This window comes from Pseudoselenomonas ruminantium (assembly GCF_900104055.1).
In the GTDB taxonomy this organism is placed as follows: domain Bacteria; phylum Bacillota; class Negativicutes; order Selenomonadales; family Selenomonadaceae; genus Selenomonas_A; species Selenomonas_A ruminantium_C.
The window spans coordinates 52296-76578 of the sequence record NZ_FNJQ01000002.1 but is presented as its reverse complement, the minus strand read 5'-3'; the positions used below and the strand labels follow the sequence as shown (position 1 = coordinate 76578).

The 24283-nt window shown below is 52.2% G+C and carries 26 protein-coding genes; 4 read left to right on the top strand and 22 right to left on the bottom strand.

The window, feature by feature from the left end; genetic code table 11:
- Positions 1-150 precede the first annotated feature (150 nt).
- Positions 151-1377: a nucleotidyltransferase gene (locus BLQ59_RS01275; protein ID WP_074571031.1), complete on the top strand. Its 1227-nt coding sequence runs from the start codon at positions 151-153 to the stop codon at positions 1375-1377.
- On the opposite strand, the gene BLQ59_RS01270 is transcribed toward BLQ59_RS01275, so the two are convergent.
- From BLQ59_RS01270 to BLQ59_RS01260, 3 genes are all read right to left on the bottom strand, one after another.
- Complete coding sequence (locus BLQ59_RS01270; RefSeq protein ID WP_074571028.1) at positions 1358-2236, bottom strand: diacylglycerol/lipid kinase family protein; 879 nt, start codon at positions 2234-2236, stop codon at positions 1358-1360. The genes BLQ59_RS01275 and BLQ59_RS01270 overlap by 20 nt on opposite strands.
- A gap of 3 nt (positions 2237-2239) precedes the next feature.
- The gene (locus BLQ59_RS01265; protein ID WP_074571026.1) at positions 2240-3916 is read right to left on the bottom strand and encodes a putative polysaccharide biosynthesis protein; all 1677 of its coding nucleotides are present in this window, start codon (positions 3914-3916) and stop codon (positions 2240-2242) included.
- Between the two features lie 143 nt (positions 3917-4059).
- Positions 4060-4320, bottom strand: a complete 261-nt coding sequence (locus tag BLQ59_RS01260; RefSeq protein ID WP_074571024.1) for a hypothetical protein — start codon at positions 4318-4320, stop codon at positions 4060-4062.
- A gap of 180 nt (positions 4321-4500) precedes the next feature.
- Between BLQ59_RS01260 and BLQ59_RS01255 the strand changes: the two genes are divergently transcribed.
- Positions 4501-4890 carry a hypothetical protein gene (locus BLQ59_RS01255; RefSeq protein ID WP_074571022.1) on the top strand — a complete coding sequence of 130 codons (390 nt, stop codon included), beginning with the start codon at positions 4501-4503 and terminating at the stop codon, positions 4888-4890.
- A 548-nt stretch (positions 4891-5438) separates the two neighbouring features.
- Here BLQ59_RS01255 and BLQ59_RS01250 read toward each other — a convergent pair.
- From BLQ59_RS01250 to BLQ59_RS01240, 3 genes are read right to left on the bottom strand one after another with little or no spacing between them, the layout of a single operon-like run.
- The gene (locus BLQ59_RS01250; protein ID WP_074571020.1) at positions 5439-6446 is read right to left on the bottom strand and encodes a methyl-accepting chemotaxis protein; all 1008 of its coding nucleotides are present in this window, start codon (positions 6444-6446) and stop codon (positions 5439-5441) included.
- 10 nt (positions 6447-6456) lie between these two features.
- Entirely contained in the window at positions 6457-7569 is a 1113-nt protein-coding gene (locus BLQ59_RS01245) for an FIST signal transduction protein (protein WP_074571018.1), read from the bottom strand.
- 49 nt (positions 7570-7618) lie between these two features.
- On the bottom strand, positions 7619-9589 hold the full coding sequence (locus BLQ59_RS01240) for a methyl-accepting chemotaxis protein (RefSeq protein WP_074571016.1): 1971 nt from the start codon (positions 9587-9589) through the stop codon (positions 7619-7621).
- A 385-nt stretch (positions 9590-9974) separates the two neighbouring features.
- On the opposite strand from BLQ59_RS01240, the gene BLQ59_RS01235 reads away from it, so the two are divergent.
- Positions 9975-11243 carry a dicarboxylate/amino acid:cation symporter gene (locus BLQ59_RS01235; RefSeq protein ID WP_074571014.1) on the top strand — a complete coding sequence of 423 codons (1269 nt, stop codon included), beginning with the start codon at positions 9975-9977 and terminating at the stop codon, positions 11241-11243.
- Positions 11244-11336: 93 nt separating this feature from the next.
- Here BLQ59_RS01235 and BLQ59_RS01230 read toward each other — a convergent pair whose 3' ends face one another.
- From BLQ59_RS01230 to tsaE, 16 genes are all read right to left on the bottom strand, one after another.
- Entirely contained in the window at positions 11337-11534 is a 198-nt protein-coding gene (locus tag BLQ59_RS01230) for a hypothetical protein (RefSeq protein WP_074571012.1), read from the bottom strand.
- A 115-nt stretch (positions 11535-11649) separates the two neighbouring features.
- On the bottom strand, positions 11650-12198 hold the full coding sequence (locus tag BLQ59_RS01225) for a hypothetical protein (protein ID WP_074571010.1): 549 nt from the start codon (positions 12196-12198) through the stop codon (positions 11650-11652).
- 163 nt (positions 12199-12361) lie between these two features.
- The gene (locus BLQ59_RS01220) at positions 12362-12655 is read right to left on the bottom strand and encodes a hypothetical protein (protein ID WP_256324566.1); all 294 of its coding nucleotides are present in this window, start codon (positions 12653-12655) and stop codon (positions 12362-12364) included.
- Positions 12656-13190: 535 nt separating this feature from the next.
- On the bottom strand, positions 13191-13922 hold the full coding sequence (locus BLQ59_RS01210) for a 7-carboxy-7-deazaguanine synthase QueE (RefSeq protein WP_074571003.1): 732 nt from the start codon (positions 13920-13922) through the stop codon (positions 13191-13193).
- 2 nt (positions 13923-13924) lie between these two features.
- The gene (gene queD / locus BLQ59_RS01205) at positions 13925-14302 is read right to left on the bottom strand and encodes a 6-carboxytetrahydropterin synthase QueD (protein WP_074571000.1); all 378 of its coding nucleotides are present in this window, start codon (positions 14300-14302) and stop codon (positions 13925-13927) included.
- Positions 14303-14353: 51 nt separating this feature from the next.
- On the bottom strand, positions 14354-15589 hold the full coding sequence (locus BLQ59_RS01200; protein ID WP_074571207.1) for a glycosyltransferase family 2 protein: 1236 nt from the start codon (positions 15587-15589) through the stop codon (positions 14354-14356).
- Between the two features lie 30 nt (positions 15590-15619).
- On the bottom strand, positions 15620-16330 hold the full coding sequence (gene pssA / locus BLQ59_RS01195; RefSeq protein WP_074570997.1) for a CDP-diacylglycerol--serine O-phosphatidyltransferase: 711 nt from the start codon (positions 16328-16330) through the stop codon (positions 15620-15622).
- Positions 16330-16962, bottom strand: coding sequence for a phosphatidylserine decarboxylase family protein (locus BLQ59_RS01190; RefSeq protein WP_074570994.1), 633 nt, complete (start codon positions 16960-16962; stop codon positions 16330-16332). The genes pssA and BLQ59_RS01190 overlap by 1 nt, the downstream gene beginning before the upstream one ends.
- A gap of 30 nt (positions 16963-16992) precedes the next feature.
- The gene (locus BLQ59_RS01185) at positions 16993-17679 is read right to left on the bottom strand and encodes a WecB/TagA/CpsF family glycosyltransferase (protein WP_371118263.1); all 687 of its coding nucleotides are present in this window, start codon (positions 17677-17679) and stop codon (positions 16993-16995) included.
- A 146-nt stretch (positions 17680-17825) separates the two neighbouring features.
- Positions 17826-18518, bottom strand: a complete 693-nt coding sequence (locus BLQ59_RS01180; protein ID WP_074570986.1) for a DNA alkylation repair protein — start codon at positions 18516-18518, stop codon at positions 17826-17828.
- On the bottom strand, positions 18518-19111 hold the full coding sequence (locus BLQ59_RS01175; RefSeq protein ID WP_074570984.1) for an ANTAR domain-containing response regulator: 594 nt from the start codon (positions 19109-19111) through the stop codon (positions 18518-18520). Before BLQ59_RS01175 ends, BLQ59_RS01180 begins: the two co-directional genes overlap by 1 nt.
- Before the next feature lie 3 nt (positions 19112-19114).
- Positions 19115-20539, bottom strand: a complete 1425-nt coding sequence (locus tag BLQ59_RS01170) for a sensor histidine kinase (RefSeq protein ID WP_074570982.1) — start codon at positions 20537-20539, stop codon at positions 19115-19117.
- 100 nt (positions 20540-20639) lie between these two features.
- Positions 20640-21671 carry a tRNA (adenosine(37)-N6)-threonylcarbamoyltransferase complex transferase subunit TsaD gene (gene tsaD, locus BLQ59_RS01165; RefSeq protein ID WP_074570980.1) on the bottom strand — a complete coding sequence of 344 codons (1032 nt, stop codon included), beginning with the start codon at positions 21669-21671 and terminating at the stop codon, positions 20640-20642.
- Positions 21672-21699: 28 nt separating this feature from the next.
- On the bottom strand, positions 21700-22191 hold the full coding sequence (rimI, locus tag BLQ59_RS01160) for a ribosomal protein S18-alanine N-acetyltransferase (protein WP_256324565.1): 492 nt from the start codon (positions 22189-22191) through the stop codon (positions 21700-21702).
- 23 nt (positions 22192-22214) lie between these two features.
- Positions 22215-22949, bottom strand: coding sequence for a tRNA (adenosine(37)-N6)-threonylcarbamoyltransferase complex dimerization subunit type 1 TsaB (gene tsaB, locus BLQ59_RS01155; protein ID WP_074570975.1), 735 nt, complete (start codon positions 22947-22949; stop codon positions 22215-22217).
- Entirely contained in the window at positions 22930-23412 is a 483-nt protein-coding gene (gene tsaE / locus BLQ59_RS01150) for a tRNA (adenosine(37)-N6)-threonylcarbamoyltransferase complex ATPase subunit type 1 TsaE (RefSeq protein WP_074570973.1), read from the bottom strand. The genes tsaB and tsaE overlap by 20 nt, the downstream gene beginning before the upstream one ends.
- Before the next feature lie 305 nt (positions 23413-23717).
- On the opposite strand from tsaE, the gene BLQ59_RS01145 reads away from it, so the two are divergent.
- Positions 23718-24260 carry an NADH peroxidase gene (locus BLQ59_RS01145; protein ID WP_074570970.1) on the top strand — a complete coding sequence of 181 codons (543 nt, stop codon included), beginning with the start codon at positions 23718-23720 and terminating at the stop codon, positions 24258-24260.
- Positions 24261-24283: the final 23 nt, after the last annotated feature.

The window sequence follows — 24283 nt, the reverse complement described above, 5'->3', positions numbered from 1 at the left end:
GCGTACCTGATTTACACCATACTATTGTAACCGAAAAAAGAGCCACACACAAGGCAAGGACAAATTTCCCCCTATCCTTCATCGCAGCACTATGCGAACGGCGCAAAGCATGATAAACTGAAACAAGAAAATCATCGCGGAGGCTCGCTTATGGAAATCACAGGCATCATTGCCGAATACAATCCCTTTCACCTGGGACATCGCTATCAGATTGAAAAGATCCAGGAACAAAACGATTCCCTGATCATTGCAGTTATGAGCGGCAGTTTCACCCAGCGGGGTGAGGCCGCCATCTTGGATAAATGGCAGCGGGCGCAGTGTGCCGTTGAGAGCGGCTGCGACCTCGTGCTGGAACTGCCCTTCGTCTTTGCCTGCCGCAGTGCGCAGGACTTTGCCCGGGGCGGCGTGACACTGCTGCAGCGCCTGGGCATCGTCACGCAGCTGGCCTTCGGCGCAGAAAGCCCGGACCTTGCCCGGCTCCAGCAGCTGGCTGCACAGATGGATGCGCCTGCCAGCCAGCAGGCCCTTCACGAAGCCATTACCACCGGTCAGTCCTATGCACAGGCATTGAGTCAGGTGCTGGCTATCGATAAGGACACTGCCCACCTCATGCAGCAGCCCAACAACATCCTGGCGCTGGAATACCTGCGCAGCCTCCGCCAGCTGGAAAGCCCCCTGAAACCGTTGCTGATCCAGCGGCAGGGAGCCGGTTACCATGAAAAAAGCCTTCATGCACCGCTGGCCAGCGCCACCGCCATCCGGCAGGCCCTTTACCAGCAGGAAGCCATTCCTGCCAACTTCCTTCCCCCTGCCACCTGCCAATCGATCGATCAGCTTCAGACCAGTCAGCTGCCGCAAATGGACAGGCTGCTGCTGCCCCTGCAGGTCAGACTGTTGAACAGTCAGCTGGCGGAACTGCGAAGCTGCTATGGCATCAACGAAGGGCTGGAAAACCGCATCCTTGACCGGTCAAAGACCGCAGCCACCTGGCGGGAACTCGCGCAGGCCGTCACCAGCAAACGCTACCCCTCCAGCCGTATTGCCCGTACCCTGCTCTATCTGCTGCTGGGGCTGACAAAAGCGGATATGGCGGCCTTCACCGCAGCCGGGCCCCTCTATGCCCGGCTGCTGGCCGCTAGCCCTCGGGGCAAGACCTTGCTGCGCCCCATCAAGGAGCACAGCAGCATCCCCCTGATCACAAAAACCAGCCAGTACCTTACGACAAATAAAAGGCGCGAGGCCCATGGCCTCACGCTTCTCGAACAGATGTTAAGTTTGGATACCATTGCCACCGAACTGCGAAATCTGACCTGTCAGCTACCCACCGAGCGCAACGACTTCCAGCAGTCGCCCATCTTCAGCAATAGATGGCAATAGCCTGCGGGATGGTTTCGATGTTCAAGGGCAGCATCGGCCCTTCCTCACCATCCAGATCACTGGGCAGTTCGCCCTCGGTTTCAATCAGGAAATCCTTCGCCTGCAAATGCACCACGCCATCCTTTTCATTGACCGGACGACCGGCCACTAAATCCGCGGTGATTGCCATAAGCTTATGGACACCGCATTTTTTGATAGCCAAAAGGTCGAGCTTGCCATCTTCTACGGAAATGCCCGTGGCCACATTCTTCATGCTGCCCACCACGGCACTGTTGATGACCACGAACAGGAAGGCCTCCAGTTCATGTTTGACACCATCAGCCGTAATGCTCAGCGGCACAGAACGGAACTTCGGAATCTCCCCTAAGCCCTTGAGGTAATAGGCCATCTTGCCCAGGGAATTCTTCAGCCGGCGGTCAACCTCGTGGGCAATGCAGGCCATCATGCCGGCGCTGGCCACGTTGATGAAATACTGCTCTCCGACCTTGCCGACGTCCATGCGGCGGCAGGAACCGGCAGCAATCTTATCAAAATAGGCTTCCATATCCTCATTGATCTTGAGATAGGTCGCAAAGTCATTGGAGGTGCCGCTGCCGATAATGCCCATGGGCAAATCGATCTTGTTCTTCACCAGCAGATTGACGCACTCATGCACAGTGCCGTCACCACCTGCGGCCAGAACACCATCCGGCTTTACCTCCCGCAGGAAATCCACAAAATCCTCATTGCCCTCTTTTTTCGTCCGGTAAAAGAGCAGCAGGATGCCCCGCTGCTGAAAGGCTTCAACCATCCAGTCCAATTTGTTTTTAAAGGCTGCATGCCCCGAAACCGGGTTATAGAACAACACCAGTTTTTGCAATGTTTACGCCTCCTGTTTTCCTTCCGCTTTGAACACGCCAATCCTGCGCAGGAATTTGATACCTACACGGCCAATCATCGGCATGCGCTGCAGATCGTCTTCTTTCAGACCGCCAATTACGAGCATCACCGCAATATAAACGGCACAGCCGAAGATGACCGCCCCAAAGGTCGAAATTGCCCCAATCTGCCACCAGGCCATGGTGAAATCATAGAAGAAATACACCGCTGCCGCCATGACCGCTGCCGCCACGATGGTCTTCAAAAGCTGCGGGATTTCCATGCGGTAGCCGATGAACTTATAGATGAAAATCAGGTTGATGATGGCGGCCACGCCCATATCCGCAGCCGTCGCCCAGGCTGCACCCATGATGCCCAGCCAGGGGATTGCCGTAAGCTCCCAGTTCAGGATGACCTTGGCCACTGCTGCCAGAATCATATTCACCATCGGAATGGTAGGATGTCCAAGGCCCTGCAGAATACCTGTCGATACCTGATGCAGCCCCAACAGGATGATGCTCACAGCCGAAATCATTACAGCCGGACCGGCGCCTGGCGCATTGTAAATCAAGGACGCGATTGGCGTTGCCAGCACAAAGACGATGACAAAGGCCGGGAAGCAGACAAAGTTGGAGATACGCACCGAAGCCGCCGTCTGATTGTAGACGCGCTTCATATCCTTGAGTGCCCGGGCCTCTGAGATGGCCGGCACGATGCTCATGGCCATGGAAGCCGTGATGATACAGGACAGGTTGACGAGCGGCACCGCCATGCCCGTCAGATAACCGAACAACTCCGTGGCCTCATTGACGCTGTACCCGGCTACTTCCAAGCGCTGGGGTACGATCATCAGGTCGAGGTTGGAAACCACCGGCAGCATGATGCTGGCCGCCGATACCGGCAGGGAGAGCTTGAAGATGCGGGAGATGATGGACCAGGCAGACTCCGCTTCCGTCCCCGGCAGCGGCTGCAGGTCATGGCCGTAATCCCGCTCAATATCCTTGTCGAGCTTCCAGTGGAAATACACGAGCACCATAAGCCCCGTTACAGCCCCGGCCAATGCACCTAAGGAAGCACCGGCAGACGCGTAATCCAGCCCCCAGGGCAGCAAGAGTTCTGCCAGCAGGATCATCGTGATGACGCGGAAAATCTGCTCCACGATCTGCGAAACCGCTGTCGGCGTCATACGCTGCCAGCCCTGCAGATAACCGCGGGAACTGGCCAAAAGCGTTACGAAGAACACCGTCGGTGCCAGTACCACGATGGATTTATAGGCACGGGCATCGCGCACAAACTGCCAGTCGATGAGCCAGTCCGCCGCAAAATAGGTCATAAAGGAAAAGAACAGGCCAGTCACGAGCATCAAGGCCATGGAGATATGGAATACCCGCTTGGCGCCATAGATATCCTTCAGGGCCACCCGCTCTGCCGTGATGATGGAAATCGCCACAGGCACACCAGCCTGGGACACCGTCATGGCAAAGAAATAAATTGGGAAAGCCATCTGATAAAGACCGATACCTTCACCGCCCAGGATACGGGAAACGAAAATCCAGTTCAAGGAACCGATGACCTTGACCACAAAGCCCGCCACCGTCAGGATAAACGTCCCTTTAAGGAAAGACTCCCCCTTGCTGGACTTATTTTCAGTTGATACTTCCTGCTTACTAATGAGAAACACCGCCTATATATCATGGGTACGAATACCATACCCCAAATATTCTGCCGCCTCATCAAAAATGAAAAAGCACGCAATGTATGAATTATACCACACATTGCGCGCCTTATCCATAGTGAAGCTAAGCAAATTTAAGACAAACGCTCTTAAGCATGAGCCAGTTCGTCGTTATCGTCATATACCGGCGTCTCAGCCTTGGACCAATCCATGAAGTCGATCTGCGGCGCCTTGCCTTCCTGCAGCGTGCGAACCTTGCCTGCCACTTCCACATCAGCAGCAAAAGGACGGCACTCATAGAGGCTTGCTTCCATACCAGCCGTCTCCGGCACATAGAAGCCCAGACGGTCAGCTACCGTCTTGAAAGCATAGAAACGCTCAACCAGGTCACACCATTCAAGATTTTTCATATAAATTGTCTCCTTTTCTAATCCCAAAAGCCTTACAGAAATTATATTTATGCCCTCGTTTTCATCCCCTAAAACGAGATGACAGTAATCATAACAGTTTTCTTTCGTATTGTCAAACCCTCGAAATTTGCCATAAACTATGCTAAACTAGCATAGAAAGAAATTAATGAGGTGACAAGCATGTATTACTTTTTTATGCTCCTGATAGCTATCCTATCCATCATCTTCCTGCTGGAAATGCGCCACTCTCTCCAGCGTTCCAATATGAACAGTCGCCTGATTGAAAAATACCAGGACGACCTGCACAATAAAAAACTGCTGGCCGAAATCTATGCTTACTGCCAGCAGGATTACAAACTGCGCCGGATCATCCGGAAATACGCTCTGACCATCGACGATGTGGAAAAGATCTACCAAAAGCTCCTGCTCTGGGGCAATTTCCACAAAGGCCGGCGCTTCGTGCCCATCACAGCCTTCCTCTACGTCTGCACGCTGGAATATCTCTGCCAGCATAAGAACGACGATGCCAAGGCCATCACCATGAAGTGCATGAATTTCCTACATATATAATAGGATTGCTTCTCTTTATAGCTTAACCCAATTCACTTATAGCCTGGATTTCTGATTTCCCAAACACCAGAGCACCTATAAAGTCTCCATCTTCATAGCCAGCCCCGACATTCAAAAACAATCATCATAACTTTCCCAAAACATAGCAATTGACTTTATTCCCTATAGGATAGATACCCCCACCAAGATTTGCGCTCCCAAACCTGCGAAGAACCATGCCATAGCCTTTGATATGCTATGAGAGCACATATAGGAATCATAACCTATGCATATATCCACAATCAGTGGCAAAAGAAATAACGCAGCATACAGGGCTTCCATTTTCAGCATCCTCCTTTACAAAACCGGAAATCCAGGCTATATCATGCATATTCGTCATATGAATAATCAAATCCTTCTGTCTTTTTATGTATACATAATATCAATATTATGATTGTTTTCTTTTATACTCAATCAAAGTTATTATCAGCTCGTCCATACGACGGCAAAAAGTGAGGCTGACCTGACCGGTCAGCCTCACTCTCGTTATCCCCCATATTATATTTTTCTCAGTGGCGTTCTGTAATCAGCCACTTGACCTGCCGCAGGAAGTCAATCATGCTGCAGGCAATCACATTCTTCTCGCTCATAAGCTCTTTCAAGCCATGGATATTCTGCCGCATCGAGGTGACCAGGCCGCTCACGGAGCCAGCACCATCAGCCACCGACTCCATCATGCTGCTGGTTTTGTGGATGCCATCCACGATCCGATGGCTGTAGTCACCTACGCTCTCCGTACTCTTGCTGACATCATCAAAACTTGCCTGCACCTGGCTGACAAACTCCGCATTCTCCATCGTTTTCTGGCGTGTCTGCTCGATGGCCTGACTCATCTCCCCGATGGACTGATACAGGGCATTGATATTCGTATCGATTCCCTCGACCAGCCCTTTCGTGGAAGCCGCCAGCTCACGAATGTTCTCCGCCACGATGCTGAAACCACGGCCTGCCTCACCAGCCCGCGCCGCCTCAATGGAGGCATTGAGCGATAATAGATTGGTACGGGTGGCGATGCCCTCAATGCCTTCTGACATCTTCTTGATATTGGCAAACTTTTCTTCCACTTCCTGGAAGACCGCTGTGATCTCGTCCAGTTTCCCCTCTATCTCCTGCATCTTATCCGACAATGCTCCGACGCTGTTGCCCGCTTCGCTGACCACTGACCTTGAATTGTCCATGATGGTGGAGATATTCTGGGCATAATCTTCCAGATCATTGAAATGCGCATTAAGATAGGTAAAATCCTCGTTCATCTGACCAATGCCGGCATATGTTTCCTGCATCTTGCGGATATACTCCGCGATGCCAGCCTCTGCCTGCGTCAGCTCATTCATGCGCTCATCCAGATAATCGATGCCATAGGCAATCTGCTTATCTGCCTGTGCCTGCCCTGCGGGCATAGCAGTCACCGCCCCGGACCGTACCGGCTGTGCTGCAGCTGCCGCCTGCGGCTTCTTATCCATAGCCCGCTGATTATACAGCGGCTCCTTTTTTTTGCCGAAATCAAAGATTCCCATGATACGCTCCTTACTCAAACACAGCGGCAATCATCGTCTGATTGAAATGCTGTTCATAGATCTGCTCGCCATATCCACCCCAGCCGATATAATCCCCGAGCACGGTGCCCATGTTGCGGAAGAATTCATCCGCATAGCCGTCGCCTTCAAAGAGCAGGGTGCGTGCCAGGCAATTGACCATGATGGATAAGGACGGACGCGGTACTGCCTGCCTGATCTTCTGCATGGTTTCCTGGTTGACTTGACGATAGTCATCCGGCTGCAGCATGACAATCTGATCGTTTTCGTAGATCCGCGCATGGTATTTCATGGTACGACGGTCTGTATCCAGATCATCATTGGCAATGATGTACATATCCTTGCCAATGATCCGCCCTACAGGATTGCTATCGAGGAAATTCCGGTCCATCTGCGCAGTGGAAAGGCCATGCATCTTCGCTTCCATTTCCGAGGCTGGACGCCCATCATAGGCCATGACTTTGCGATTGAAAGCATCCACCTGCGTAGCCGTCAAGGGCTCACAGATTGGTTTATAGATATTTTCGCGGAAGAGATGGATTCTCCCACCGAGGTTGCGCAGCAGGACAAATACACTGGCCTTGTCATATACCTGCCCATTCAGGGACACCAAGGTCTTTTCTGCCAATCCCCTGTCTCCGGCAGTTCCGCCAAAGACGGCAATATGTTCCTTGCGCAGCACGGAATTCAGCACCGCCAGCACAGACTCCTCGCAGGAAATCAGGCCATTCGTGGCTGTCAGGCAGATGGTATCATCGGCACGATGCGTACCGAGCTGCCGGACCGCCTCCTGAACGCGCCCCACATACTTCAGCGGACAGCGATCAGCCTCCTCCAGCACATTGCCCACACATTCAATCCCATTTTCGATTGCCAGGACCTCTAGGGTATCATGAAAAATCCCCGCATCAGAGAACGCGGCAATGGAAGTAGTTCCCATTACAATGCTGTGCGGAAACCTTTCCTGCATCTTCCTGCTGGTCTCTGCAAAAGCAGCCACCGTAGTCGTAAACCAAACGAACTTTGCCTGTGACATCTGCCGGCAGGCCTGACTGATGGCATTGTCCACCGGCACGGCCTGACTGCGTCCAATCTTATATTCCATGATATCTCTCCTATACCATCACGCCAATTACATTATTTCTATCCCTTTGTTACAGTTTGAACTGGCCGATTGCCGTCTGCATATCCGTTGCCATATTCGCCAACGCCTGGGATGCTGCGGCAATCTCTTCATTGGATGCGGATTGTTCCTGGGCCGCTGCCGAAATGGTATGGGTATGTTCCGACGTCTTCCGGCTTATGCCATCAATGGAATCCACCGCCGATACGATATTCCCTGTGCCCTCGGCAACCAGATTCACCGAAGTATTGATTTCATCCATCTGCTGCTTGATGCCATCGACCATGGTGAGGATGCCTTCAAACTGCTCGCCCACTTCACGAATCGCCGCCGTGCCGGATTTTACTTCTTCCGTCCCTGCCCGCATCGCTTTCACAGCTTCTGCCGTATCCTGCTGAATGGACGTGATACGCTGCTTGATCTGCTCTGCCGAATCCTGGGATTCCGAGGCCAGCTTGCGCACTTCCTCGGCCACCACGGCAAAGCCACGGCCATGCTCGCCAGCACGGGCTGCTTCGATAGCAGCATTGAGCGACAACAGGTTCGTCTGCTCGGCAATCGAGGAGATTGCCTCCACGATCTGCCCAATCTGATTGCTGTTTTCACCCAACTTCTGCACCACTTCGGCCGAGGCGATAACACTCTGCTCGATATTGCCCATGCGCTTGACCGCATTCTCCATGAGCTGAGAACCCTTGTATGCGGCTTCTGCCGTACGGTTGGAAGTATCCGAAACCATATGTGCCTTTTTCGTCATGGCCGATACATCGGCATAGACGTCATCCACATTCTTCTTAGCGCCATCAATATCGGACAGTTGCTGTTCCATGCTCATCGAAACCTCGCCTACGGTTTCGGCTACATGCACGGATGCCTCTGCCGACTGCTGGGCATTGGCCGTCAATTCTTCCGAAGCCGCTGCTACCTGTTCACTGGTTGAGGCCATCTTATGGATGAGCGCACGCAGATTCGTGCTCATGGTATTGAAAGCAGCCGTCATCTCACCGATCTCATCGGCAGATTCCACTGGCAGCTGCTCCAGCTTCAGATTGCCATTGGCCATCTGCGAAGCATGGTTTTCCAATTTCACCACCGGTCCCGTAATCTGTCCGGCAAAGGTCCGGCAGACAAACCCAGACACCAGGAGCCCACCCAGGATAAGGCACAGGAAAATCACCTTCAGATTCCATAAGGAAGCAAATACGAAAGAACTAGGTACGGAAATGCCCACGATCCAGCCCGTAGAAGGCACAGACTGATAGGCAAAGACCTGTTCTTCACCATTGATAGTCGTCTCAAAATAGCCTTCACCATTCTTGACGATTTCATCAAAATGATTTCCCCAGCCCTCAATGTCCTTGAAGTTTTTCATCTGCTCCCCGGCGCCGGAAGTGGCCAGGATATTGCCGCTCTTCTCCATGACAACGCCGGCACCTTCACCATGATACTTCATCTTATTGACCTGTTCGGTGATAGCATCCAGCGCAATATCCACACAGGTAGCACCGATGAACTGTCCATCAGCCTTTACCGGCGCAGCCACCGATACTACCAATTTTCCCGTGCTGGCTGCTACATAAGCATCGGTAAAGAGCACCTTATCCTGCGCCTTGGCTTCTTTGTACCAAGGGCGCTGACGGGGATCACGCTTGCCGGTCTTGTCCCCGGTGTAGAAACCCATCCACCAGCCGTCCTCCGTACCGCCGGTCATTTCCAGGATTTCCTTATCCGAAATGGTCGTGCCCAGCGTTTCCTTCTTGTGCATGATATCGTAATTGCCATTCAGGCTGGTCATATAATTCGTGGTAGCCACACCAAAAGCGCGCTTTTCCCGCAGCCAGCCATCCAGGTCCATCACTTCTCGGGAAACCGTCGTCCGCAGTTCACTGTCCACGCTTTGTTGGAGTTCCCTGCTGGCCATGATATATCCGGTGATTGCCACCACAGCCATCAACAGGCCCATAATCCCGGACAGCAACATAAATTTTTGCTTCAAACTCATAATATTCCCCTCTCTCCTCGGCCGGAATTTTTCCAGCACTCTCCAACCTGCATCTCCTATCTCCTCACTTCGCTGTATACAAAAAAAATCCTCCCCAAAATCATTGCACTACGCTAAAATAAAAGAAAGATTCGGATTTTTTCATCTCCAGGACAAGGAGGTCTTCACCATGCTGGCCCAGAACAACCATCAGGCTGGCTGGTTCCTGAGTCTATTGCAGAACTAAAACCGACATTTTTTCTCCACCAATGGTAGACATAGACATGAAAAAGTGTTACAATGTAAACATCATAAATCGTGCAACGAAGCCGCATGCCATATCCTCCGGGGTATGCATGCGGCTTTCTATGTAACACGGTTGGAGAAAAATTTGGGAGGGTTATTTATGTCAGAAAAGAAACACAGCAGCCTCGATAAGCTGGGGATTTGGATTATCGGGGCTACCGTCCTGGGTGCCGTCACCGGCCTGGTTCTGGGGAAAGACGCGCAGATGCTGGCGCCCATGGGCAATCTCTTCATGCAGCTCATCAAGATGGTAGTCGTACCACTGGTGCTCTTTTCCCTGATTGGCGGAGCTGCCTCTCTGGGAAGATCCAGCAGTGCCGGTAAGATCGGCCTTTTGACTTTTGCCTACTATGGGATCACGACGGCCGTAGCCGTGGCACTCGGCCTTGCCGCCAGCGAAATCTTCCAGCCAGGACGGGGCATTGAAATGGCCACGCTGTCGGAAGCTGCCATTTCGGTTGAACATATGGAAGAAAGCACGCAGATTCCCGGCTTCTGGGAGACCGTGACCGGTTTTGTCCCCACCAATCCTTTTCAGGCTCTGGTTGACGGCAATATCCTGCAGATCATCGTCTTTGCTCTGTTCATGGGCTTTGCCGCCACGTATCTGGAAGAGCACAAACGCAATTATGTGCTGAACTTCTTCAACTACCTGACGGAATTATTCATCAAAGTCATGACGGGCATCATGTTTGTGGCTCCTGTCGGCGTATTCTGCCTGATGGCAGATGCCACCGGCACCTTCGGTTACGCCGTGCTCACGAAGATCCTCTATCTGATCCTCCTCTATGTCGTGGTGCTGGCCATCGTCACCTACGGCATGATTGGCGGCAGTGTCGCCATGTTCTCTCGCTGCACCACCTATAAGCAATTCTTCAAGAGCATGTGGAAGGTACAGATATTTGCCTTCTCCACGGCCTCTTCCATCGCCACCTTGCCGCTCAATATGAACACGGCCACTACAGAGTTGGGCGTATCGAAGGAAACCACCTCCTTTGCCCTGCCTCTAGGCGCCACCATCAATATGAACGGCAATGCCGCATACTATGCCATGGCCGCCACGTTCATCGCCCAGATGTACGGCATGGAGCTTTCCCTGCCCCAGTACATCGCCATCATCATCACCAGCACGCTGGGTGCTGTGGGGCAGGCTGGCGTCCCAGGTCCGACACTCCTCGTGGTAGCCGTACTGGTTTCCGCTGGCATCCCCATCGATGCCCTGCCCATTCTCTTTGGCGTTGACCGTATCTTCGATATGCTGCGCACTGCCGTCAACATCACCGGCGACGCTGCCTGCGCCACCATCGTAGACAGATTCCGGGAACCTGCTCCTGCCAAGAAAGAACCATCCCCGCTTATGAACGCTTAATAAATCTTGAAAATCACCTTATCTATAAAGCGGGCGGCTGACTAGTCAAATTGACCGGTCAGCCGCCCGCTTGGCTTTTCCCTCTATCCATTTTCAATCGTCACAGCTGTCACTTCCATCACTGTCACAGCTGCTGTCGCTGCCGCCATAATCTCCTGTATAGTCATCATAATAACTGTTATCATCACTATCATGATCCGTGTTTCCGTTCCCAAACTTCGGAAGGATCATTGACACAAAAATCATGACAGCAAGACTCAGCAATGACGCCATCGGGTGATTCCCATCCATAATACCCGCCTCCTCAGACATAGATCCGTTTATGGTATTATCGTACCATCCGATTCTCACAAAGAGATTAAATCTCCCTTAAAAACACACGACAACAACCCCTTGTCGAAAAAGTCTATTTCTGGCCCGGAACAGGCTCCCGATACTCGATAGTAAGTGTCACGTAAATAACAGACTTGTTTTCGGGAACAGTAATCGTGCGAACGTGCTCCGACATATGTACTTTGTATTCCCCTGTGATAGTTCCCTCGCAGGCAGGAGCGTTTTCAGCCTTTATGATAGTTTCCTGCATTACCGATGGGGGCTGTATGATGGTAAAGTGTTCCGTATGATATACCTTACTGCCGTCTTCTTTTATCTCGGCGGTATCACTCGACACGGTTTCCTTGCACATCGACTTCTTCTCATCACCATAGTCCTTGAATACTTCTATAACCCAGGCCGTTTTGGGGCCGTGGTAATGGGGGTTCTTGTTTTCCGAAACCTCCCGTGTATTCTTTTCGACAGATTCCTCTACGGCACACAGCCTGCTGTTTGCTGCCTGTGCGGCGTCCCTTTCACTTTGTCTGTCCTGTTCCGTCCCCCAAAACGGAGAGGCAAATACCACCGTAGCCAGAACTGCGGTTATGAAGAGTGCTGCTATCATAAATATTTTCTTGGACATTTTTCATCGCCCCTTTCTGGCCTATTCGTTTACTGTGAGATATCCGGTTTTGACTTTAAGAAGGGCTATGAAATAACACAGCCCACAACAAAGGCGGTCCGTTGGCTCTTTCGAGTCAGTGGACCGCCGCGGCAAGCCTTGGATGCCACAAAAATCTTCTCCTTTATCGCTGCATCTGCCTCCGCGCATAGATATCCGTCGCAAAGTCAATCATTTCCTTCCAGCTGCTAAAGCGTGTGGTCTTCATTACATGTTTGTCCATCTGTTCTTCGGGCAAGGCCTCAAAATATTGTTGCGACGTGATGTGGAACTTGCCGCCTTGCAGGAATTTCTCGAAGGTACGGTAGTTTGTATACTTGCGCATGAACGATTTGTCGAACAAGTCCTCAAAATCCACCGGCTGCGGCAATGTGCCCGGCAGCTGGTAATAGCCTGTCAGTTTTACCAATGCAATCACCTCAGTTTTACATCTGTTTCTTATATATCTTAGCGTATCCCCTGCATTTCCGCAATTGACAATAGGGGTGAAATATCCGGAAGCTCAGCCATGGGGAAGATGGCTGAGTATGTTAAAGAATTCATATATCATCGCTGCTATGACGACCGCTATACCTGTGAATATGACAGCCGTCATGATTAACGCAGTCTGTACCCGGCTCAGTTGGGGCCAGGTCCGTCTGGCGAATTTCCAGCCAAAGAAAATGATAAGGCAAAATACAAGGAACAGCAACATTAAGAACAACAGGAATAACAGGGCTACCATTTCAACACCTCCACCCCCATGCTAACAAAGTAATATTAGATATTGGTTAAATTAAGCTTTTTTTGAAGATTATTTCAACTGACAATGATGTTATTTACGTGCGCATGGAGCTGGCCAGCCTCTTGGACAAACCTGCACCAAAAAACACACGACAAGGCTCTGCGAAAATATCCGTAGAGCCTTGTCGTGTAAGGGTTTATGAAATTTTAGTGCCGGGCGGAAAGCAAAATCAAATCTGCCCGATCATTTTGTGCGTCTGAGGAATCACCCGTACATCCTTGAGTTTTGTCAGCGCATAGTTCTGGCACATCAGGATTTTTTCCGGGCTGGCGGCCTTGCAGCCGCCGTAAGGCGTTACCGGCTGGATGATGAACAGCGTTTCCGGGGCAGTTTCCGCCACCAAATCAATGGCCTTGCGGAATTCTTCCTCAGTGGTTTCATCTGCCACCACCAGTTTGATATATAAATCTTTGGCTTTCGCGATTTCGATAAACTTCCGATGCGCTTCCCACTGTGGCTGGCTCACGATGCTGGGCAGCTTGATGTCCATGCTGATGATATCCGTGATATCGATGATACTCTCCAGCTGTTTGTACAAGGTGCCGTTGGTTTCCATAAAGATGGGCACTTCCACTTCCTTGGCTACTTCCCGGATAAAGTCTGCATGCAGCAGGGGCTCACCGCCCGTGAAGCTTACCGCCTGATGCGGTACTTCCTTGCAGAGACGGTTGATTTCCATGGCGACCTGTTCTGCCGAGCGGGGATTAGGCAACTTGGCAAACTCCCGGCTGCCCGCATAGGTTTCCACTTCGCACTGAGGATGGCTGCCGGGCGCATTCTCCGTATCACAGTAACTGCAGTCCAGATTGCAGCCCTCAAGGCGCACGAAGACCTGACGGCAGCCCACGTATTTCCCCTCCCCCTGAATGGAGGAAAAGATTTCAATCAGATTTTCTTTCATGCTTAGTCCCTCGTATAAGTCACACTGGATTTCGGCGACTCGAAGACGGTGATGGCCGCCAGTTGGCTGTCCCGCTGGAAGATTTCATGACCAGCCAGCTCCTCGAAGATGATGCGGGCCAGATTCTCCGCCGTGGGATTCACGCCGCTGTTGAATGGTTCCAGTTCGTTGAGGTAACGATGGTCAAAACGCTCCAAGGTATCCTTCAAGGTCTGCTTGATAACCTTAAAGTCCACCAGCATGCCCAGCTCGTCCAGCTCGCGCCCCTTGACGACGGCTTCCACCACCCAGTTATGGCCATGCAGCCGCGCACATTTGCCGGGATAACCGGCCACATGATGGGCTGCCTCAAAGGCGCCCTCGACTTTTAACGTATACATATTTACTTCCTTTCATGTTCAAAAAGCCTCCCCTATGGGAAGGCTTTACATTTACTTCACAATATCTTTGGTATTCTTCACATTGCCCACAATATCGTTCATGCTCATAGCTCGCGTATGCTTGGTATGGCTCCATTCGTGTTCGTTACGATGGATGAAGCCCAGGAAGATTATGGGAATCCAGGAGTAGATGAACACGGGATAGAGCAACATGTAAAGCCAGGACTTCCATTTGGCCCGAATCTTGATCAGGATGATCATGGGCAGGATGTACTGACCGAGCATGATTGCCGTCATAAGCTGGGATGGCATGAAGTTGTAGATGTTGGTATAGAAAGGTGGGAATGCCAGCTGGATGTAGCTGATGATGATGAAGATGGTCGAAATCATCAGGAAGTGAGGCTGCATCAAATAGATACATTCATCCCACATGCGGATGTCCTTGTGCTTCCAACCCGCTTTGAGCATCTTGGGAATGAAGCGGTTACCCACATCGAACTGTCCCTGCGCCCAACGGCGGCGCTGATTCCAGGACTGCTTGAAGGTCAGCGGTTTCTCATCGTAGATGATGGCATCATGAGCCCAGCTGGTCTTGATGCCTTCGGCCATGCACTTCATGGTGAATTCCATATCCTCGGTCAGGCAGGTTGCCTGCCAGCCGTGACGCTTGAGGATTTCCATGTCAAAGCACATGCCCGTGCCGCCCAGGCAGGCGGATAGGCCGATATTGGACTTGGCCAGATGGGAGATATGGCAGATTACCCAGAACGCGATAGCAAAGGTACCGGCCACCCAGGTATCGTAAGGGTTCTTGGCATCCATATAGCACTGGATAACCTTATCGCCCTTGCAGAGGCGATTGTTCATTTCCATCAGGAACTGGGGATGCACGAGGTTGTCCGCATCGAAGACGCAGACGGCATCGTATTCCTTGTCCATCTTGAACAGGCGGTCAAACATCCAGTCGAGGGCATAGCCCTTGCTCTTTTTCGTCGGATGGGTGCGCTCATGGACGATGGCTCCGGCATTGGCCGCCACCTCTGCGGTATTGTCGTCGCAGTTATCCGCTACCACATGGATATCGTACATATCCTTGGGGTAGTTGAGCTGGCCGAGGTTTTCCACCAGCTGGCCGATAACGGCGGACTCATTATGTGCCGCCACCACCAGTGCGAAGGTTTTCTTCGGCGTCTTTACCTTGTGTTCTTTCCGCCGCCACATGCCGCAGAAACCAATGATGAAGAAGTACAAGGTAAAGAGGAAAATCATAATCTGCATCGGCACCATGATGATGTCAAATGGATGTGTCAAAAATCATCAGCCTTCCTTTGCAAACAAAGCAATTATTGTATTGAGGATGCCAGCCGCCCCATAGGTGCAGAATACTGCTACGGCTACAGCCGGCAACAAGGCTTCGCGCCCCAGCCACAGGATGGCAGCAAACATGACCAAAGCAAAAATCTTCGTCACCATGTAGATGGGTTCCGCGCCGTCCCCCTTGAAGTTCGGGTAATGCACATGGCTGACCATCAGATAGCCTACGATGGCCATGATGATGGGATAAGCGAGGCCAAAGCTCATGGGATCAACCCCCAGGCTCACGAAGAGCAACGTGGTCATCGCCACGATATTGCCGCCCGCCGGAATGGCCAGGCCCATGAAGTAACCATGCACCACATCAGCGTTGACATTGAAGCGTGCCAGACGCCACATGCCGCAGACTGCGAAGATGATCACGACCGCCATGCCCAGCAGGCCATGATTCTGCAGCACAAAGGCCCAGGCTAAGAATGCCGGCGCAATACCGAAGGAACCAAGGTCACAGAGAGAGTCCATCTCCTTGCCCATCTCGCTGGACACGCCAAAGAAGCGTGCCGTGCGGCCGTCAAGGCCATCAGCGACCAACGCCAGCAGGATGAAAAGCGAAGCCCAGACAAAATCTTTTTCATAGGTTGCCAGTATGGAGCACATGCCGAACACCAGGTTCATGGACGTGCATAGATTCGGTAAAAAACGTCTGTAATCCATCAGTCTTTAATCCTCCCCAAAACAGTCAAACCGCCAGAAACCTTCTGCCCCTTGGTCACGGTGATCTCTACATTCTTCGGCATAACAACTTCCAGGCAGGAACCGAATTTTATCATACCATAGAGCTCGCCCTGCTGCATCTCGTCATCGAGCGTCACGAAGGACACGATACGGCGCGCCAGGATACCCGCAATCTGCTTCACGCTGATGCGGATGCGCTCATTCTCAATCCCCAATACATGGTGCTCGTTCTCGAAGCCCACTGTATCCTTATAGGCAGGACGGAAGCGGCCGCAGAAATACTTCTGCAGCTTGATTTTCCCGCGGATCGGACTGCGGTTCACATGCACATTGAACACGGACATGAAGATAATGACCTTGTTGCAGGGTTCTTTGACGAATTCATCCGTCTCCATGGGCACGATATCCGTGACCGTACCATCTGCCGGAGAGAGGATCACATCTTCATCCTGCGTGATTTCCCGCTTGGGATTGCGGAAGAAATAACAAAAGTAAAACATCAGCACGAGGGGAATCACCGCTGCATACGGACTGATGGAGAACCCCACCAGCAGTGCCAGGAAAAAGCAGGCACCAATGAAAGGATAGCCCTCGGAAATAATAGGAGTCAAGCCCCCACCTCCTGATTATAAAACATAAGATTACGCACGGCGGGATTTATAGCCATGCACTTTCAACACGAACTTCGGCAGTGCCATCAAGCGGCCAGCCCGTTTGGGCTGCAACAGGCCGCGGAACAGCCATTCCAGCTTGGCCTTCTGCATCCAGTACGGAGCACGCTTCATCACGCCCGCCATAACATCCAGCGTACCACCTACACCAATAGATACCGGTACATTCAATTCCTGCAGATGCGCATAGAGCCATTTTTCCTGCTTGGGCACACCAAGCGCTGCCAGCAACAGATCCGGCTTGGCCGCCTTGATTTCCTCGATGATGGCCGGCTCATCCTCGGGTTTGAAGTAACCATCACGGGTACCCACGATCTCAATCCCGGGATAAAGCGCTTCCGCCTTGGCCTTGGCTTTTTCTGCCACGCCAGGCGCGGAACCGAAGAAGAACACGCGCTGCTTCTTGGACGGAGCAATGCGCATCAGTTCCTGGGCCAGATCATAACCGGCCACGCGCTCTGGCATCTCATAGCCCAGATGGTGTGCTGCCCACACGGTACCGGCACCGTCCGGCACAACCAGCGCCGCTGCATTCAAGATGTCTTTCAGCTCCGTATCATGGGTTGCCCGCATGATCATTTCGGCATTCGCCGTGGCAATCAGGACATTCTTCTTCTCATCCATGTAGCCCTCAACCTGAGCTACCGCTTGAGTCATCGTGACAGGATCTACTCTGACACCCAATATATCAATCTTTTCGGCCACGCCGATACCTCCCCAATCTGCTTCTAAACACTCATTAGACAAGTTTACTACAAATAAAAGAGAGCGTCAACCGCCCTCTTATCTTTCTGCAATCACAATCAGCAAATTTTTAATTTCCGTAAGGCCACCTTCATCTCCGGACTGATACGGCGGCTCTCGCAGGCCTTCTGGATGGCCTTGTTATGCGTCCAGTCAGCCAGCCGCTTCCCCTCTATGAACGGCATGGCCGCTTCCGGCTGTTTGGCCAGCGCCGTGGCAAAATACCAGGCAATCATCATGTTGATGTAATATTCATTGGAACGCAACTCTGCCACCAGCTCCATATACGCCGGCGAAAAATCCTCATCGAGGAAATGATCCATCAGCATCTTGATGGCAAACCGCCTGCCATACACGGGCTCCGCGGCCAGCCATTCTTTTATCTGCACTGCCAGCTCCTGCCGGTGCTTCCTGAACACCTTCGGCGACATCTGGTCGCAAGTCGCCCAGTTATCCACATAGGGCAAAAACACTCCGACTGCAGCTGCGCATTGCTCATAATCCGGCAGCAGGCTGATGATGAACGCATGCATCTGATTTTCCTCGAAGTAACGATGCGGCAGAGCAGACAAAAAGCTTTTCTCCTGCCCTGCCTGATAGATCTTCCTGGCCAGCTGCCGCAAAGCCGGTGTCCGCACACCGATAATATTTTCCTGGGGCACTGTGGGAATCAGTTTCGCCTGAAAATCCCGATACTTATTATCCTGCAGGGAAAACAGTGTGTCCTGCACATCTGTCAGGGCCGCTTCCATCAGGCTTTTCCTCCGGCGGCTTTGATGATGGACTGGGCCACATCCTTGATGGGCACCCGCTTCTGCATAGCGTATTGCTGGATGCGGCGATAGGCCTCCTGTTCGCCAAGCTTGTGCGCTGCCATGATGATGCCCTTGGCCCGGTCGATGAGTTTGCGGGATTCGAGGGAATCCTTGAGCTTTTCCAGCTCATCTTCTAACCCCTGCATCTCCTGCCAACGGGACAATGCAATCTCAATGGCAGGGAACAGCTGGCTTTCCTGCACGGGTTTCACGAGATACCCTAATACGCCGGAATCCTTGGCTTTCTCCACGATATCGGCCTGACTGAACGCCGTGAGCAGAATCACCGGCGCAATCTTGGTCTCGTAGATCTTCCTGGCCGCTGTGATACCGTCCATCTCCGGCATCTTGATATCCATGAGCACGAGATCCGGATGGTGCTGGCGCGTGAGTTCCACCGCCTTGCGTCCATTGATGGCTTCCCCCACCACCTCATGGCCGGCATCTTCGAGCATTTCCCGGATATCCAGACGGATAATGGATTCATTATCGGCAATGACTACACGCAATGACTTATTCTTCCCCTGCATAACTCATTCCTCCAAACTAGCTACAACCTGTCCTCTCAATTCCGGCTTCGGCAATACGATATAAGCATGGGTTCCCCGGCCGCTCGCATCATTTTCCAGCCGGAAGCTGCCCCCCAAGTCTCCTTCAATCAAGGTGCGAATGATGGAGAGCCCCAGCGAGCGGCGCTTTTGCGTGGAAAAATCTTCCGGCAGGCCACAACCATCATCATAGAAATCCAGCTTCAACTCATCGGCCAGTTCCACCTGCAAACCGACCAGTCCCGCCTGCCGTCCGGCAAAGGCATGTTCCACAGCATTGATGATGAGTTCATTGAGCACCAGCGCCAGTGAGCTGGCGTATTTCGGCGGCAGGTTCACGGACTCGCCGCAAAATTCCTGCCGCAGCTCAAAATCCGTCGCCACCATGCTGGCCCTGACCTGTGCAAAGATCTCCGTCATCACCTGCTGCAGATCCATGCTCTCGTCCTGCTGACGGGAGAGGAAATCATGCACGGCCGCAATGGAAAGCACCCGATTGACGCTTTCCGACAAAGCTGACTTCACTTCTTCCGAACCGCTGCGCCGAGCCTGCAAGCGCAGCAGGCTGGCCACCGTCTGCAGGTTGTTCTTGACACGATGATGGATTTCCTGGATTACCGCCGACTTGATGCGGATTTCCTGCTCCTTGGCCCGGACTTCCGTCAGATCCGAGAGCACCACGATCCGCCGCAAAAGCGTCCCCCCAGCCTGCAGATCGATCTGCCGCCGGATCAGGTACAAGCCGCCCGCCGTAAGCTCCTTCTGCCAGGGCCGCTCCCGCTCAAAGGCCTCCCGTGTCACATGACGCGTCAATTGCCGGTCAAACAGATGACAGCCCTTGAGACTGCCCACGCCAAGCACCCGATAGATTCGCTGTGCCGCCGCACTGGCAAAGATGATGCGGCTGAACTGATCCGTGATGATGATGCCATCACTGGCCGACAAGGGAATAAATGGTGCGAGATCCACATCCTTGACCGCATAATCCAGCACGTCCCGCGTCGTCCGGATCAGCTGAGAGAAATCATCGATATTCAGATGTTCCTTGTCCACTTCGATGCTGATCACGGCAATGACCTGATTATTATCCACGATGGGGAATACATACATATCGATAAAGTGCCCATAGTCCTGCTCCCGCTTGCCATGGACGAACTGCGAGGATTGGAAGCCTTCGGTGACCAACGGTTCGGAAATCGCATCCACGACTGTTTCGTCCAGTTCCGTTGCCGTCTGCATATAGACCGTATGCGGATTGGCATGGGCAAGCAGACGAAGCTTTCTGCCCGCTTCCTCCTGAATATAGATGGTCGTGTGCCCATGGGACAAGTCGGCCACGAATGGCAGAATCTGCTTTAAGCGGTCGAGCATATTCTTTTGTTTGTTGGTTAGCAAAAAATCTTTATTCATAATATCCTCTAAAATATAGCACAACGGAACAGAGATATTCCTTCCCCACATCTTAACAGCGTGAAAAATATCTCTGTTCCGCCATTGGAACGTAACTTATTTACTTATCTGTCAAACTAAGCCCCGGCACAGCATTGAGATACAAATCGCTGTACCCGCCGTCGAGTGCCTGATAGTACCCACGGCAGCCAATCATGGCTGCATTATCGGTACACAGGATCTTGCTCGGATAGAGGAAGCGTACGCCGCGTTTTTCGGCTTCTTCGCGGAGCCGTGCTTCCAAACCGCTGTTGGCAGCCACACCACCGGCCAATACCAGCGTATCACGGCCCGCCTCTTTGACGGCCTGGAAGGCCTTGCCCACCAGCACTTCAATCACCGAACGCTGGAAGGAAGCCGCAATATCGGCCTTGTTGAGCTCATGCCCCTTCATCTTCTCGCTATTGATGTAGTTGAGCACGGCCGACTTGAGACCGCTGAAGCTGAACTCATAATTGCCCTTCTCCGTCAATGCCTGCGGGAAATCAATGGCCATGGGATTGCCCTCTTTGGCCAGTGCATCGATACGCGGGCCGCCAGGATACGGCAGGCCCATCACTCGGGCAATCTTGTCGAAGGCTTCGCCCGCCGCATCATCGCGCGTCTGCCCCATCATGCGGAAGCGATTATAGCCCTGCACATCCACGAGTGCCGTATGCCCGCCGGATACCACGAGCGCCATAAACGGCGGCTCCAGATTCGGCGTGGCCAGGAAGTTAGCAAAGATATGTCCCTCCAGATGATTGACGCCAATCAACGGCTTGCCCAACGAGAACGCCAGCGATTTTGCCGCCGATACACCCACAAGCAGCGCACCGACCAACCCCGGCCCATAGGTCACGGCAACTTGGTCGATATCCTTGAGTTCCACCTTCGCTTCGCGCAGGCACTCGTCAATCACCGGCATGATATTCACGATATGTTTGCGGGAGGCGATTTCCGGAACCACCCCGCCAAATTTCTGATGAATGGGAATCTGCGTGGAGATGATGTTAGAGAGTATCTCCCGTCCGCCCCGCAAAACTGCTGCCGAAGTCTCATCGCAGCTGGACTCAATCGCCAGCGTCAGCAGTTCTTCCTTTTTCTTCTCCATAAAAACTACTCGTCACCTTTATTTACAATCAAAGTTTCGTATTCCACATGATGATGGCATCTTCGCCGTTATCCTGATAGTATTTCGGACGACGGCCCGCTTCCTTGAAGCCATAGCCCTTGTAAAGTGCCAACGCCGGCGCATTGGTGGGACGCACCTCCAAGGTGAGCGCCGTAACGCCCTTTTCCTTGATGCGGTCGATCAGCTCACCGAACATCCGGGTACCGATACGCCTGCCCCGGTAAGCCGGTAGGATGGCCACATTGGTGACCTGCGCCTCCTCATAGGAAATCCAGCAGCCCACGTAGCCGATAACCCGTTCACCATCCAAAGCCAGCAGATACAAAGTGTTCTCATTCTGGGCTTCCTTCCAGAAGGACTCCCTTGACCAAGGAATGGCAAAGCAAGCCTTTTCCACGATTTCCACCGCATCGGCATCCTCGGGAGCCATCTCCCGAAATTCGATTTGCTCCGTATTGGTACTATCTAAAGGAACAGCGTCCATTACATCTCCTCGCATTCTTATACGCTAATCTGATTCACTTACATTTCTTCCGTTGGCTTCGTGGCCTTGGCTTCTTCCGGATGGCGTTTTTCCCAGAGCACTTCCGCCTCACTACGGCGGATATAGACCGGCTCTAAGTCCATCACATTATCCACATGGCCAGCCGCCAGTTCGCGTTGTCCCAGCATCGCCACACAAGCCGCCCGCGGCATCACCAGATGCGGCATCGCCACGCGGACATTTGCGGGCAATTCCAGCTTGCCCGCAATCTTCTTCTGCACGGCATCCCCTAAGAGAATTACCTGCTCATCAAGCTTACCAGCGGCAGCAACGATATCGCTGATTTTTGCCACCCTGACGGTTTCCACAACCTGCAGTTCATCCTGCTCCCAGCGATAACTTTCGACATAGGCATTGCCTTTCTGGGCATCGAGCAGGCACATGAGGCGCACGCCCGGCACAGGCAACTGATAGGCCAGCGCCTTCAAGGTCGACACGCCCACCAGGGGAATGTTCAGGGCATAGCTCATGGCCTTGGCCGCCGCGAGCCCAATACGCAATCCCGTGAAGGAACCCGGGCCAATGCTGATGGCAATCCCCTCTAGATCTTCTTTGGCCGTTGCGGCCATCTTCAATGCACTTTCAATATGGGGAAGCAGCGTTTCCGAATGCGTGAGCTTGCCTTGCATGGTCAGCTCGGAAAGCAGCCGCCTCTCCTTAGCCACCGCCACGCTCGAAACCTGCGTAGCTGTATCAATGGCCAGTATGGACAAAGTCTTCCAACTCCTTTATAAACTCCTGATTCTTCTCGCCGATACTGGAAAAATCAATCTGCCGTTCATTGCTGTCTTCGCCTAACTTGCGAATCCTCACTTCAATGTAATCATCTGGCAGCGATTCCGGGAACTTATCCGGCCATTCAATGACCACGATTCCCTCCGGCTCCTCCGTGTATTCATAAAAGCCGATATCATCCAGTTCTTCTTCTGTTTCCAGCCGGTAGAGGTCAAAATGGTAAATGCGGCAAATCCCTTCATATACATTCATCAGATTGAATGTCGGACTCGTCACATCTCCCTCGACGCCCAGGGTTCTGGCCAAACTTTGCACGAACAAAGTCTTGCCCGCCCCTAAGTCGCCCTCCAGGCAAAGCACGGTTCCTTCCCGAATCTTCTGCCCCACCAGCTCGGCTAGGTGACCAGTTTCCTCGGGAGAACTTGTCATACAGGTAAACATAGTTTCCTTTCTCCTTGTATAAGAATTAAACATTATCTTTTTCATTGTAACACTATTATGCCCATTTTACCATATAAATTTGGGCGCAGTAATCTATAATCATTATCCGTTGATAATAATCTTAATAAACTATGTAATTCGTAGAAAATAGCTATAATCGCAAGAATTTATGAGTTATTTTATTTAAACAGCTAAATATAGTCATTTATCTTTTGCCCACTGTCCCCTATAATTAAGGCATGGTGATGAGCACACCATATAATTGAGTATCATCAATGTGCAATATATTTTAGGAGGTTTATATTATGAAGAAATTTGTTTGTACGGTTTGCGGTTATGTTCATGAAGGCGATGCAGCACCGGATGTATGTCCGATCTGTAAAGCGCCTGCCTCCAAGTTTGTGGAACAGAGCGGTGAAATGAACTACGCCGATGAACATCATGTAGGTACGGCCAAGGATGTAGATCCCCGCATCCTCGAAGGCCTGCGCCAGAACTTCACGGGCGAATGCTCAGAAGTTGGCATGTATCTGGCTATGAGCCGTCAGGCTGACCGCGAAGGTTATCCGGAAATCGCCGAAGCTTTCAAGCGCTATGCTTGGGAAGAAGCCGAACACGCAGCAAAATTTGCGGAACTGCTCGGCGAAGTCCTGACCAACAGCACGAAGAAGAACCTGACCATGCGTGTAGATGCCGAACACGGTGCCTGCGCTGGCAAGAAGGAGCTGGCTACGCTGGCTAAACAACTCAATCTCGATGCCGTTCATGATACGGTTCACGAGATGTGCAAGGATGAAGCCCGTCATGGCCGCGGCTTCAAAGGCCTGCTAGATCGTTATTTCGGCTGATAATCACATAGGCTTTAAGTTGA

Bases quoted from the DNA above. Each gene is read 5' to 3' on its own strand.
- BLQ59_RS01275 (WP_074571031.1), top strand. From the start codon at position 151: ATGGAAATCACAGGCATCATTGCCGAATACAATCCCTTTCACCTGGGA.
- BLQ59_RS01260 (WP_074571024.1), bottom strand. From the start codon at position 4,320: ATGAAAAATCTTGAATGGTGTGACCTGGTTGAGCGTTTCTATGCTTTC.
- BLQ59_RS01255 (WP_074571022.1), top strand. From the start codon at position 4,501: ATGTATTACTTTTTTATGCTCCTGATAGCTATCCTATCCATCATCTTC.
- BLQ59_RS01250 (WP_074571020.1), bottom strand. From the start codon at position 6,446: ATGGGAATCTTTGATTTCGGCAAAAAAAAGGAGCCGCTGTATAATCAG.
- BLQ59_RS01245 (WP_074571018.1), bottom strand. From the start codon at position 7,569: ATGGAATATAAGATTGGACGCAGTCAGGCCGTGCCGGTGGACAATGCC.
- BLQ59_RS01240 (WP_074571016.1), bottom strand. From the start codon at position 9,589: ATGAGTTTGAAGCAAAAATTTATGTTGCTGTCCGGGATTATGGGCCTG.
- BLQ59_RS01235 (WP_074571014.1), top strand. From the start codon at position 9,975: ATGTCAGAAAAGAAACACAGCAGCCTCGATAAGCTGGGGATTTGGATT.
- BLQ59_RS01230 (WP_074571012.1), bottom strand. From the start codon at position 11,534: ATGGATGGGAATCACCCGATGGCGTCATTGCTGAGTCTTGCTGTCATG.
- BLQ59_RS01225 (WP_074571010.1), bottom strand. From the start codon at position 12,198: ATGTCCAAGAAAATATTTATGATAGCAGCACTCTTCATAACCGCAGTT.
- BLQ59_RS01210 (WP_074571003.1), bottom strand. From the start codon at position 13,922: ATGAAAGAAAATCTGATTGAAATCTTTTCCTCCATTCAGGGGGAGGGG.
- queD (WP_074571000.1), bottom strand. From the start codon at position 14,302: ATGTATACGTTAAAAGTCGAGGGCGCCTTTGAGGCAGCCCATCATGTG.
- BLQ59_RS01200 (WP_074571207.1), bottom strand. From the start codon at position 15,589: ATGGTGCCGATGCAGATTATGATTTTCCTCTTTACCTTGTACTTCTTC.
- pssA (WP_074570997.1), bottom strand. From the start codon at position 16,330: ATGGATTACAGACGTTTTTTACCGAATCTATGCACGTCCATGAACCTG.
- BLQ59_RS01185 (WP_371118263.1), bottom strand. From the start codon at position 17,679: ATGACTCAAGCGGTAGCTCAGGTTGAGGGCTACATGGATGAGAAGAAG.
- BLQ59_RS01180 (WP_074570986.1), bottom strand. From the start codon at position 18,518: ATGGAAGCGGCCCTGACAGATGTGCAGGACACACTGTTTTCCCTGCAG.
- BLQ59_RS01175 (WP_074570984.1), bottom strand. From the start codon at position 19,111: ATGCAGGGGAAGAATAAGTCATTGCGTGTAGTCATTGCCGATAATGAA.
- BLQ59_RS01170 (WP_074570982.1), bottom strand. From the start codon at position 20,539: ATGAATAAAGATTTTTTGCTAACCAACAAACAAAAGAATATGCTCGAC.
- tsaD (WP_074570980.1), bottom strand. From the start codon at position 21,671: ATGGAGAAGAAAAAGGAAGAACTGCTGACGCTGGCGATTGAGTCCAGC.
- rimI (WP_256324565.1), bottom strand. From the start codon at position 22,191: ATGCGAGGAGATGTAATGGACGCTGTTCCTTTAGATAGTACCAATACG.
- tsaE (WP_074570973.1), bottom strand. From the start codon at position 23,412: ATGTTTACCTGTATGACAAGTTCTCCCGAGGAAACTGGTCACCTAGCC.
- BLQ59_RS01145 (WP_074570970.1), top strand. From the start codon at position 23,718: ATGAAGAAATTTGTTTGTACGGTTTGCGGTTATGTTCATGAAGGCGAT.